Source organism: Tolypothrix sp. VBCCA 56010 (genome assembly GCF_050875635.1).
GTDB lineage: Bacteria > Cyanobacteriota > Cyanobacteriia > Cyanobacteriales > Nostocaceae > Hassallia.
The window spans coordinates 1-13,016 of the sequence record NZ_JBPAOH010000006.1; the positions used below are offsets into that span (position 1 = coordinate 1).

At 41.5% G+C, this 13,016-nt stretch carries 9 protein-coding genes; 3 read left to right on the top strand and 6 right to left on the bottom strand.

Annotated features, from left to right (window positions below; translation table 11 throughout):
* From ppk1 to AABK37_RS03320, 6 genes are all read right to left on the bottom strand, one after another.
* Positions 1-1,887: polyphosphate kinase 1 (ppk1, locus tag AABK37_RS03295; protein ID WP_432550180.1), on the bottom strand; the 1,887-nt coding region annotated here is incomplete at its 3' end.
* 172 nt (positions 1,888-2,059) lie between these two features.
* The gene (locus AABK37_RS03300) at positions 2,060-2,446 is read right to left on the bottom strand and encodes a four helix bundle protein (protein ID WP_432550181.1); all 387 of its coding nucleotides are present in this window, start codon (positions 2,444-2,446) and stop codon (positions 2,060-2,062) included.
* A gap of 98 nt (positions 2,447-2,544) precedes the next feature.
* Positions 2,545-6,144 (bottom strand): carboxypeptidase regulatory-like domain-containing protein, encoded by a 3,600-nt coding sequence (locus AABK37_RS03305; protein WP_432550182.1) that lies wholly within the window; start codon positions 6,142-6,144, stop codon positions 2,545-2,547.
* Positions 6,145-6,328: 184 nt separating this feature from the next.
* Positions 6,329-7,225, bottom strand: coding sequence for a fimbrial biogenesis chaperone (locus tag AABK37_RS03310; protein WP_432550183.1), 897 nt, complete (start codon positions 7,223-7,225; stop codon positions 6,329-6,331).
* Positions 7,226-7,289: 64 nt separating this feature from the next.
* The gene (locus AABK37_RS03315; RefSeq protein WP_432550184.1) at positions 7,290-7,832 is read right to left on the bottom strand and encodes a hypothetical protein; all 543 of its coding nucleotides are present in this window, start codon (positions 7,830-7,832) and stop codon (positions 7,290-7,292) included.
* Between the two features lie 152 nt (positions 7,833-7,984).
* Positions 7,985-8,587: a hypothetical protein gene (locus AABK37_RS03320; RefSeq protein WP_432550185.1), complete on the bottom strand. Its 603-nt coding sequence runs from the start codon at positions 8,585-8,587 to the stop codon at positions 7,985-7,987.
* 788 nt (positions 8,588-9,375) lie between these two features.
* Between AABK37_RS03320 and AABK37_RS03325 the strand changes: the two genes are divergently transcribed.
* The 3 genes from AABK37_RS03325 to AABK37_RS03335 all read left to right on the top strand — a co-directional run bounded on the left by AABK37_RS03325 (position 9,376) and on the right by AABK37_RS03335 (position 12,932).
* Positions 9,376-10,950, top strand: a complete 1,575-nt coding sequence (locus AABK37_RS03325) for a sensor histidine kinase (RefSeq protein ID WP_432550186.1) — start codon at positions 9,376-9,378, stop codon at positions 10,948-10,950.
* Between the two features lie 502 nt (positions 10,951-11,452).
* Positions 11,453-11,920, top strand: a complete 468-nt coding sequence (locus AABK37_RS03330; protein ID WP_432550267.1) for a DUF2267 domain-containing protein — start codon at positions 11,453-11,455, stop codon at positions 11,918-11,920.
* A 226-nt stretch (positions 11,921-12,146) separates the two neighbouring features.
* On the top strand, positions 12,147-12,932 hold the full coding sequence (locus tag AABK37_RS03335; protein ID WP_432550187.1) for a hypothetical protein: 786 nt from the start codon (positions 12,147-12,149) through the stop codon (positions 12,930-12,932).
* Positions 12,933-13,016 lie beyond the last annotated feature (84 nt).

Consider the following 13,016-nt stretch of genomic DNA (forward strand, 5'->3'; position numbering starts at 1 on the left):
GTAGAAAATGAGGGAGTGTTCCAAAAAGCGTACGACAATACTAATAATGCGAATATTCTCACTGATATCTTTAAGACCTGGGCGCAAACAGCAAACACCGCGCACAATTAAGTCAATTTGCACTCCGGCGCGAGAAGCTTCGTATAAAGTGGCGATAATTTGCGGATCTACTAGAGAATTCATTTTAGCAACAATGCGCCCGGATAATTTATTTTGAGCATTCTCGATTTCGCGATGAATTAGTGCCAAAAAGCGATCGCGCATATTCACAGGTGCAACCAGCAACTGGCGATAAGACTTTTGCCGAGAATATCCCGTCAAAAAATTAAACACATCTGTAACATCAGCACCCAAATCTTCCCGACAGCTGAACAAGCCAAAATCTGTGTAAAGTCGTGCAGTTTTCGAGTTATAATTACCAGTACCAATATGCACGTAGCGCATAATCCGGTCTTGTTCGCGGCGCACCACCATGACAATTTTGCTATGAGTTTTCAGACCGACCAAACCATAGACAACGTGAACACCAACTCTTTCTAATCGCCTTGCCCAATAAATATTATTTTCTTCATCAAATCGCGCCTTCAGTTCCACCAATACAGATACTTGCTTGCCATTTTCAGCCGCAGCAATTAAAGCATTAACTATTGGTGAGTCACCAGAAGTCCGGTAAAGAGTCATTTTAATCGCCAACACTCCCGGATCGTGTGCCGCCTGGGTAATAAAACGTACTACCGAGGTAGAAAAAGATTGATAGGGATGGTGTACGAGTAAATCGCGTTCCCGAATCACCGAAAAAAAGTCTCTGCCATCCTCTACCCCTGAGACACCTGGTTCTATACGTGCTTCCTTAATCCGTTGCAAACGTGGGTGTACTACAGACTGCCACGGTTCGTCTTTGAGTTCTGACAGGGGCAATGCCATAAAATACATTAAATCCCGCAGTCCCAAAAGACCGTCTACTTCATAAACATCGCTTTCTGCTAATTCTAAATCTTCTACTAGTCGCGATCGCACGCTTTCCGGAGTTTGGGATTGAAGTTCTAGCCGTACCGGATTTCCCCCAAAGCGGCGTTTTCTTAGTTCTTGTTCAATTGCCAACAGCAAATCGTCAGCTTCATCTTCTTCTAGTCCCAAATCAGCATTGCGAGTAATACGGAAGGGATGATATTCTTGAATAGTCATGCCTGGAAATAGAGATTCCAGATTATGAGCGATCGCCTGTTCTAAAGGTACACCAGTCCAATTCGCAGGTTGTCCATCGTGGTGAATTCCCAACTCTGGCGGTAAAGCCAAAAATCGCGGTAAGACTTTCGGGACTTTGACTCTAGCAAAAAATTCTTCCTCAGTTTCTGGGTTTTTGATGACAACAGCCAGATTCAAACTGAGATTAGAAATGTAAGGAAAAGGATGACTGGGGTCAACGGCAAGCGGAGTCAGAACTGGAAAAATTTGTTCGTTAAAATAATTATCTAGATAACTTCGCTGTTTTTGAGTCAATTGGATGTAATCCAGGATATGGATACCATGACTTGCCAGCTTAGGTTTTAATACTTGCTCAAACTGTTGGTGCTGTTGCGTTACCACAGGACGCAAGCTCAAACTAATATCATCTAACTGTTGTTGCGGTGTGCGACCATCAGGAGTTAACTGGCTGACTTTTGCTTCTACCTGTTGCTTTAATGCTGCAACGCGCACCATAAAGAACTCATCCAGGTTAGAACCAAAAATCGCTAAAAATTTGAGGCGTTCTAAAAGGGGTGTTCGCTCATCACAAGCTTCATGCAACACCCGGCGATTAAACTCCAACCAGCTTAACTCGCGGTTCAGGTAATATTGTGGGTCACTAAGATTTACTTGTTGAGCGATCTTCTTAGATTTTGGCATAATTACCTAGGGATAAACAAGCGTAACCCATCTAACTAGATAATAAATATAGTAGATTAAATCGAGCGATCGCTTCTAAAGGAGAGGGGGGACAAGGGGGATAGGGAGACAGGGGGACAAGGGGACAGGGGGAGAGGGAGATAGGGAGACAGGGGGACAGGGGGAGGTTAGTTTATTTTTCTATGACCCAAACAGAAGGATTGTTAATCATACTTACCAAACTACCTAAAACTTGGTTGTAAGTAGCATAAAGCTCTCTACCAGACTCAATATCTAAATAATTACATTTAACGGCAAATTTAATCCATGTTTGAGTTTCAGCAGTTTCTGCTTCACAATCATTTAATTTAGCTACAAAAGCTGCTGCATAACGACGTCTCCGCCATGCCTCAGCTAAATTGGCACACACAGAACGAGATGACCGACGCATCTGATCTGTTAATGCATATCGTTCCTCTACGGGAAACTTTTTAGACAATTCAAAGATTTTCATGGCTGTACCAAATGCCACTTGATAAACTTCCAAATCCTCATGACTTTTAATTGATCCTTTCCTCATGTCTCTGTCCCCCTGTCCTCTTGTCCCCTTGTCCCCTTGTCCCCCTGTCTCCCTGTCTCCCTGTCTCCCTGTCCCCTTGTCCCCCCTATCCCCCTATCTCATTTCCTCTTCGCTGCGGCAGAAATAGGTAGTTGCAGATTTTGGTTATAAACAAACTCGCTCTTGATTTCGACTTGTTGTTTGGGTAAAGTATCGTTGGGGTTGAGTGAATCTTGGGGAGAAACCCGCAATGTATACTTACCTACAGGAACTCCATCAAGGCGATAAAGACCAAATTGGTCAGTTATTGCAGATAAAGCGCGGACACCGGCAGAGTTGATGAGTTCAATTCGCACTTTTTCGATAGGCTGACCTGCTACATCCGTGATGCGTCCGGCTACACCGTATTCTGGTCTAACGGGGAAATCTAATTTAGTGACAGCAGAGGTAGCGACTTGAACGACTGTAGAAGTTTTCGATATCGAGAGTTCTACAGGTAATTCATCAGGTTCGAGTTCAACTATATAGTTACCTTCAGGCAAGTTGCCGACAAAGAAGTTACCAGAAGAATCGGTTCTAGCTGCGCCGACACTTTGGTTGCGTTTATCGTATACGCGGACGTTAGAACCACTTAAATCAAACTTTTTGTTTTCACCTTGTACGACTAAGCGTCCAGCGATCGCCCCGCGATCTTTGCCAATACCGCTATAGTTAGCTGGGGCGACTCGACCCCCGGCAAAAGATAAATCTGATACCAGTGATAAACTCAGGCGATCGTCGCCAAATCCGCCAAAATTGCCTCTAGTTCTGGAGGGTATGCCTTGGTATTCAATTCTGGCAAATAACCCTGGAAGAACCTGCATACTAGCACCTGCAAGCGGTCCTATTTCTCCATCTCTATATGACACTCCTAAATTCCAACTGAGTGCCCTCAGGTCACTGGGATTATGACCAATACCTATAGAGTAACGAGGTGCTGAATTGCCACCAAATTCATTGCCAAAAGATAGCTGATAAGTATTACTTAAGTTATAAGTTAAATCGGAAATATATGCATCACCATAAGTATTAAAAGAGAATCTTGTTAATCTATTTGGCTGATAGAAAGCATTAAATAAATACCGTCCGTCAAAATCTGGTCTACCGTTTAAAGATAATGTTGAAAAAGGTCGGGCTGAAAAAGTAGGTAAAATGTAACTAGCAGAACTGCTATCATCTTTGCGATTGCGGGCAAGAAATCCCAAATTGAGAGTATTACCGAAGCGATATTTTAGTTCCAGACTATGATTAAATAATTGTGTAGAGTTTCTAAATAATCTATATCCTTCTGGTAATGATTGAGAATTAGCATTAATTTCCAATCTGTTTAACTGCACATCTAAATCTGCCGAGTAACCAAGCTTATTAGCAGAAGTCCCAACACTTGCAGATAAAATCACTGGATTTGCCAAACGCCAAATTAAACCAGCTTGACTTTGCAAAGCATTGGGAACCGCTTGTAATGAACTTTCAAAAGTTAAATTACTTGAAAGTCCTTGCCGCAATTGATAAAAACCAACTGGTTTACCCTGATAATCAGAATTGATATCTCCAAACAAACCATTTTGGACTAAATTTCCGCTAAAACCTAACCCACCTAACTGTACATTACCACCTGCGGGAAGTAGCAAATCAGAGGCATTAATTCTGACAGTTCTAATTTCGCGGGGTACACGTAAATTATTGCGGTCAAAAATCAAAACTTCAATTTCATTGCTTTGACCGACAGGCAAATTGACATCAACAAATTCGTATAATCCGTTAAATCCTACCTGCTGTTGAGCAACTACAGAACCACCAACTCTCAGTTGTACAAAACTTGCTGGTTCAGCTTTACCACGAAAACTTTGTATAGGTCTAGATCGTCTGGACAAAAGCTCATTTGCACTATAACTATTACCAAAGCTTCCTTCTGGAAGATTGCTATAACCGAATTGAAAACCCGTTAAATCAATGCCATTTAACAGCGGATGTAACCCTACTTGTTGCCGTCCTAATTGATAAAGAAATCGACCGCTATGTTTATATAAAAAGTATTCAGAAACGTCTGGTTGATCGACAAAATTATTATCTAAGCGCAAACGATATGCCCATCCTCCTAGTCTACCACCCAAAAGTGAAGAACTACGTAGGCTTGTATCTCCGCCATTAGTATCAATATTTAACTCTTGCCTAAAGTTTGAAAGTCCGCTGCTAGGTGCAAAAAATTCTGGTTTTAAATCAGCCGCTCTTGCTCGATATTGTCCACTACCACCCCGCCAAGGTAAGTCTGTAAGCAAATTTAAATCAGCAGTGTTCAGCTCTACATTTATGCTTAATTCATCTTTAAGTGCAGACTTAATAATGTATATAATACCATTAATTTGCTTTAAAGAATTCGGTTGTAGCTTGACAACTCCTAAAGGAGTCTTTACTTGGGTTGCGGTATCAGTATTTTCTACCTTAAATCCAGCAATTTCACCAAAGCTTTCTAGAGGAATTAGAAGAGTATTTCCCTCTTGAATAATATCTAAAGTACCTACTTCTCGACCGTTGATAATTACACCCACCAAAAAAGGCTCATCGGGAGATTTGGCTAGCTGGATAGAACCTTTTCCGGTAAGTTTTTCTATTAACGTATTTTTACTGTCATTATTAGTAATATTATTGTTTGCTGCTACCTTTTCTTGGTTAGAAGCATTAGCAATATTATTTTCTGGATTTTTATTATTGTTAGCTGTTAAGGAATTAGTGTTTTCTGTGGAATTAGATGTTTCCTGCGGTATAGAACTAGCTATTTCTTCTGAAGTTGTTGTATCTGGTTTGAGCTTATTATTTAAGGAAGCAGATATAGAAACGCTGATTAGTTCCTGCACAATTGCCAGAATTTTTCCTGTCTGTGCATTTGTGTTAGTAGCAATTTCTTGGGTAACACTATTGCTGCTGTTATATTCTGGCTTTTTATTATCTGTAGTTTGTCCAGAAGTAGAAACTTCAGGAGTGGCGATCGCTATTTCTTCAGAATGTTGATTATCTGATTTTACCGCATCATTACCAATATTATTTAGCGAAGCATAAAGAGAAACGCTAATTAATTCTTGCACTGCTGAAAGAATTTTACCTATCGTATTTTTCTCCGCAGATTTGTTATTAGATAAGCTGCTAATTAACTTTTGATACCCAGGTTGCTCACCAGAAATAGTATTTGTATTTGCTGGCGTTGCAGTATTTTGAGGTTCTATATTTGCAGAGGCTGTTACTTCCTCGTCAACTGTCGCAATGTTAGGTGTAAGTGAACTATTTTCAGGAGAACTTGATACTGGTGCGGTGGTAGTATTTTCTGTTTTTTGGTCGGCGGCTGGTAAAAAACCTTTTGCTTGTTTTTGTTTCTGATTTTGTGCTTGGAAACTTAGAATTACCGACTTTTTCTTTTGGGATGTGCTGCAAACTATAGCTTCTCTTGCTTGATTAGAAGCCGCCAGCATTTTCCCTAATAAGTTGTTGACAAGATCGGATTTATGAGGCGGAAGTTGTGGCGATCGACAAATCTTAGTTTGTGCTTTAGTTGCACTATTTTGTAGCGAGGTTTTTATTGAATCAGCCGCAAAAATTTGTTCTATATCCGATTTGTTAGCAACCTGTTCAGGTGTCAACGTAATGAAAATTGGCGGGGGCGCAGGTGGTAAAGCTAGGTAGAGCATACGTAAGCACAAAGGTTGCAATAGCCAGCCTATATCTAGGCTGTGAACTGTAAGCGGGATGGGGAGATGGGGAAAGTTTTTATGAGATATTCCCCTTGTCCTGTTGCGTTAAATAGACAAGCAAATTGATTTAGGGGTGTGTTGATTTGACACACCCTGAAAGGAATTTTTGTAACGGCAAAAGCTATTTTTTAGAAGATGTTACAGGCTTAGTTGCAGGCTGCGCGTTACCAGTCGCAACCGGAACTGTGAAGGGAATGCCTTTATCAATTGACGTACCGCTCAAATCGCCATTGAGATCCAAGACGTAATTTCCAGCAGGTAATTTTTTGGCTATGGACAGCAACAACTGACGACGATTACTGGGTAAAACTGGAGGTAATTCTAAAGAACCCACGTCTAATACATTATCTGGAAGTTTTGCCTTGGAATTGCCTGTATTAGATAGGGGTTTTGTTGCCGAGGCTCCTGGATAGTTGGCAGCACGGTATATTGCATATTGACCCTTCATGCGGACATGGGCATTACCTGTACTGGAAACATCAAATACCGCTGTCACTTGATCTGGTTTAGCGTCCACATTCACAGAGTTGAGGACACCAACTCGTTTGATATCTCCTGCATAGCCATAAATAATAATACCTAAGCGACCGACGGTAGTAACGGATTGTGGATCTTGCTTGCCCGAAGGAATTTCCTCGAAATAAAGCACAGCGCGGTGTTCACCAGCCGCAGGCTTGACTTTCGGACGAATAGCGAAGCGTACAGTTTGAGAACTATGGGGTGGAATGGTAAATCTAGAGGGAGTGAAGACAATCCACTGATCTAGAGATTGCTCACTAGATTCAATTTCTTGCACTTGGTTGTCTTCACTCATCGTCCAAGTGCCGATGAAAGCCCTCATTTCCACTGGTTCGGAAGAAAAGTTTTTGATGTTAATTGACTGAGAGCGCGTTTTGCCATTAATTTGCACTTCAAATCGGGGTGGACTAACACCAACTTCCATCGCGGTGGTGCTAGACATTGGCAAGGCTAAGACCCCAATTAAACTTAGCGCGATACCTGTAGTTTTTCGGAACATTTGAACTTTTAACTTCCTCACACAAAAAAACTCATTTAACTTCACACTCACCCTTCAAGCTCTCCTATGAGCAACCCTCGTATTGCACGCTTACTATTAAGCCACCCGAATAGCTACCGGGTCTAATTCTGGATAAACTTCGGAATTGCAACCTCACACCTCCCTGCACTACGGTGGTGTTGGTGTTTTGGTCTGTTGATATTCTCTGAATAGACAAAGGTTCTAGAACAACGTTGTTAGCGTTAAACGGATTACTGTTTGCACTAGAGCCGTCAAAGTGATAATTAGAAGTAACAGATGAAACTTTATCTGTAGGAACCCGCAATCTCCAAAGCTGTTCTAGTTGGCGGGTGATGCTCGAATTGTAGGATGATAAGTCGGGAGGGGCTAGTAATTCGTTTAGATTTGTTGCCGTACCGGTTGCCCTAGTTAATAATTCCTCAGACTTAAGTTTCTCTATTGGCAGTCGTTGGGGCAAAACAGACAGTTGACAAGTGTTTGTTGGATCTGGAGGAGGTGTGGATTGTGCAAAAGCTTGAGGTTGGGGCAAAGCAACAAGTGCGACAACCATAGCCAAACAGCGTTGAAAATTGCGTTGGCGGTTCATTGTATCAAAACTGACCTTTTACAAATTTTGCACACAAAGTTTACAGATGACGTTTTTCTCAATACTTGTTCTGAGATTACTTTGTGCCTAATTGATAATGGAAGCAGGCGAAAGAAACGCCTGCACCAGAAATTATCACTACTTAAATTTGGTTATGGATTTGATATTGCTCTGACTTTCAGTATGCCTCCGGTGTAAGTACCTGCTGTCGGTTTTGCTTCAGTGGTGCCATTGCTAGCGTAAAATTGAAATTTCAGTTTTACTCCTCCTACTTTCGGATCACCATTCTCATTAAAAGGACCCTCTTTGTCTCCAGTGACCTCAGAAACTGTCATTTTTGCCTTTCTCAGTGCAGTTCCGGTTTGACTGTTTGAGAGCATGTCTGCCGTTGCATCGGGTTCAACTGTTACCTTTATATTTGTTGGAGAATTACCCCAAACGGCGAATAACTCTTTCACGGTTTTCTCAGCAGAAGTATTATTTCCAGCAGCACCACTATTCAGTGCATCTGGAGTAGTTCTGGTAATTAGAGTAGAACCGTCTGTTTTCTCTTGAATTTGATCGCCGTCTTTTCCACCTAATTCTCCTTGGCTAATCCGCAAATCAATGTTTTTGAAAGTACGCAAGTAAATTACTGGATCGACGCTAACTGAAACCTGTACATTTTGATCAACCGCATGAGCAGGTGCTGCAAAAATGGCGGTGCCCAAAGCGGTAGCACTAGCGGCTAGAATAACTAAAACTTTGTTTTTCATGATGTCAAAAATCTCTCCGAGGTGTAGGTAGTGTCAATTGTGTAAATGTGATTAACTCTCGTTTTCTCACTCATTCAAACTAATCGGGTTTTGTTAATTATTGTTTGATAGAGATTCCCTGGTAAGCCCGAGAGTGCATTGATAACTGTCTTATCTTGGAAAAACTACTTAAGTTGTATACAGTCGTAATTCCAGGATGAGTGCCAGCATTAGTTGTTAGCATTTGAAATTTTGCATTTGAAATTTAAACTATTTGAAACATCACCTCCTTTGTTGAAAAATTGAAAATTATGTAATACCAATGCATTATTTGTGTTGAATTTATTAGCAAGAAAATGTAACTTAATAAACCAACTAAAAAAAGAGAGCGATCGCTGCCTTAAACAATAAAAAATTCCTTCTTAGATTATTCTCGTTGGAATTTTTAGTAGTTAAACTTGCTGATAATTATTAATTTCTCCTCGTAACGTCTTTACAAGAAGAATTTAACCTGTTTACCTAAAAGACCACTTCAGTGAGAATATGGAATTGTGAGGAGGTTAATCCCAAATATACTCAGTAATAGCACTGAAGACATATTCTCAGCTAAAAGCATTAATAGTAACTTAGATTTCAGTGCCCTTTGCCAAAAGAGAAGAAGCAACTAAAGTCGCGCTGTTTGCGGGTAAAAAAATGAATGCCTACTCTACTCTGCGCTTAATGGTTTCTGCTTTTCGGTAGGCAGAGTAAATAACATTTAAAGTAATAACTAAGAAAAACTGATTATTTATGATTAATGACTAACAAGTATGTTTCAAGCTACTCGTCGCCGTCTCGCTCTTTGGTACACTGCTGTAACAGCGGTACTACTGCTAGTGTTTGCTAGTGGGGTGTATTTATATGTCCGCAGTACGTTGATTGAGCGGATTGACGATACTTTGAATCATGTGGTGGAAGTAGTAGAGCGATGTCTAACGACAAGTCGTTGCGCGTCTACGTTTGTGATTGACTCGATAAAGCCTAATTTAAGTCAGTTCCGGCTTAATGTGTCAGCTAATTTTGCCAACAATGCGGACACGGTAGAAGATGACCATATCGACTTAGAGTGGTTTAGTCCGACTGGTGAATTAATTTGGTCAACTTTATCTCAACCGCTGAATATTCCTATTCATGTTAACCGCATGGGTGAGACTGTGCGTGTGGTTAGGGGAGTGGGGGAGTGGGGGAGTGGGGGAGTGGGGGGAGTGGGGGGACAAGGGGACAAGGAGACAAGGAGACAAGGGGAAATTTCTTCCCCTGCTTCCCCTGCTTCCCCTGCTTCCCCCTCTCCCTTGTCTTTCCCCTCCTCCACTCCCCCACTCCCCACTCCCCCCCCGATGTTGCTGCGGCAAGTTACGCAACGGGTGGAAGTCGGACGGCAGGTTTTAGGATATCTGCGTGTTAGTCATCCTTGGTTTGAGGTGACTAAACCGAGTCGTCAGTTGATTTTTGATTTGGCATGGGGTACTGGGTTGATGGTGCTTTCGGTGGGTGCTAGTGGTTGGTTTCTTTCAGGTAAGGCAATGGAACCGGTGGGTGAGTCTTACCAACGTCTGAAACAATTTACAGCTGATGCTTCTCACGAACTGAGAAGTCCGATCGCTTTAATTCAAACTAATGTGCAAGTTGCTCTCAATGATTTGGAATGGAGAGATGCAAATCCTACTTCTTTACACTATCGCCAACAATTAAAAATAGTAGAACGCTTAACGCAGCGTTTGGGGAAGTTAGTCAACGATCTACTATTTCTCGCAAGGCAAGATAGTGGTATTAGCAAAGATGTTTTTTCACCTTGTCCCCTTGATGCTTTGCTGATGGAAGTGATTGAAGAACAACATCTGCTAGCTGCGGAAAAAAACATCACTCTAACTTTAAACTTAATTGACCCCCCAGCTACGGAAATTAACCTTGAATTGCTCGACAATTGGTTTACACTTGTGGGCGAGTGGGATCAACTAGTGCGGTTGTTCACAAATTTGATTGGCAATGCTTTAAGGTATACGCCATCTGGTGGACGGGTAAATGTGGAATTGACGCGGATTGAGGCAATAAATCCGGTTTCTCGGCTACGTCATAGCCCCGCTTTGCAAATTAAAGTGAGTGATACGGGGATTGGTATTCCCAGCGAGGCTTTACCTTGCTTGTTCGATCGCTTTTATCGAGTAGATCCAGCACGTACCCACAATACAGCAAATAAAAAGTGCGAAACTGCCACCGGTTCGGGTTTGGGACTCGCGATCGCTCAAGCTATTGTCCAAACCCATCAAGGTCAAATTCACGTTGAAAGCACTCTTGGCAAAGGCACCACCTTCACTGTCATTTTACCAATCACTCTTGAGTCTTAGTTTTTTAACAGACAATTGTTTCCTGTGACAGATGCAAAGGTATAAATTTAATTTGTAATTTATATTGCGAAGCCATGAGATTTGAGCCATCAATTTGGTCTCTAGCGGTTTGAAATTCCTACTGCTGAAGTTTCTTTTAGTAGTTATTCAAACTGCTAGCTTGCTATTGGTAAAAATCGCACTCGGCGAAAACGCATATATAAAAGCATTTGTGGAGGGTTAGATGCCAATTTCTATAGTCAGACACGAGCTCTACGATTTACTAAAAAAAATTGCCGAAAGTGGGCAAGAATTGCATGAAGTTGATTTTTCGGGAAACAAATTATCAGAAGCAGATTTATTAGCTCATTTAGATTACCTAAATCAAAATCAGTACATTAATGCTGAGTTTACAAACGATGGTCGCTTTCAGAAGGCAAAAATAACCGATAAAGGGCGTAATCTGATAGACAACTATGAGGATAAGTTGTCGAAAAACCCAGACTCACGTTCATCTGCACCAATCGCTGAGAAAGATTTGCCCTTTTTGGAAAAGGTGATGGTGAATGGTGGTTTGCCAGATATCTTCGATGCTAGAGATATCACAGAAGTCGCATTCCGGGTGATGCGCGATTTGATGAGTACCGAAGCTGCCGATCGCGTAGAAGCGGAACTGCACAAACCAGCCGAAGAAACTGAAGATAAAGCGCTACAAATGGAAATTGCCGAACTCTGGCACGATACAAATCCAATTGTCGGATTTTTAAGTCGGGTGCGTCCACCTTGGGATGGTCCTGGTATCTTTAAGATTGATAGCGATCGCTTTTTATTTCGGGTCGCTAATGAAGGTACAATGCCACCTAATGCTGACCGCGAAAAGGTAGTCATGGCAATATTTTCTGCCACTAAAGACGAACTATCACAAGAACGAATTCAGGAAATTGCTAGCTGGTTGCCCGATCTAGTTCGCAAAATGTGGGAAGAAGCGTAAATCAAATATAAAGTTAGGAGGTGGGAATTTTCAGCAATTCTTACCTCTTAATTTTTACCAAAACTATAACTAATGATAGATTTACATTTTACTTAAGGTTGAAATAAAAACTTTCCGGTTTTGATTTATTCACCTATTAGTTAGAGGTCAAGGTTATTATTTCTTAGCTAACATTTAAATAATATTTTTTAAGATATCAAACGTAAAGATTTTGGAGAATAAATAAATGAATAAACATCAACAGAATTGGCAGAATTCGGCGAAATTGCTAGGCACTATTTTTGGCGGACTGCTTATTGGTTTGCCAGCAGTTCCACATGCGGCGATCGCTCAACAATCTACTCCCCAAATTAATCCTTGCCCTCGGATTTTTTACGAAGAACCACACAATAATCGAGTTATGGTTCCTCAAGGATGTCCCCCTAATGCTTTCACTCAAAAAATGGGAATGCAAGGGCAAACTCCTATTCGCAACAACACCTCTGCGAATCCAACACCGGAACAAACAACAATGGGTGTAGGTGGTGAAACGCCTGATGGAACAAGCACATCGCAGAATTACAATTATAACAGCCAGTCGTCGATGATGCGATCGCAACAAGGCATGACTAATTCATCTGGTGCTGTCACCAACTCTACACAACAAAGCCAAACTTCCGTAATCCAAACACCATCGCCACAACAGCAACAACCCGCTGTCGCAATGGTAATGCCCATGAGTGGCAAAGTAGGTGTCCGCTTGGTAAATCAAACAGCCGCACCTATTAGCTACCAAGTAATTGGCGATACAGCACCGCGAACCCTGCAAGGTAAATCTGAGGTGATGCTGCAAGGTTTAAACACTCCTGTAACGGTTACTTTCTACCGTCAGGATAAAGGACTGTTGATGGTGACACCACAAGGATCTTCTCAAGAAGGTATGTTGCAACTTTCCTTCAAGGAAACAACCGACGTGAATATGGATAAAAGTGCAATGAGAATTGAGAAAAATGGTGCCGTATTCTTGAATTAGAATACGTCTTGACGACTAAAATTTGACGCGGCTGTAAAACACTCGTTTCACATTCAAAGGCGGCAGTAACGTAGAACAGCGCGA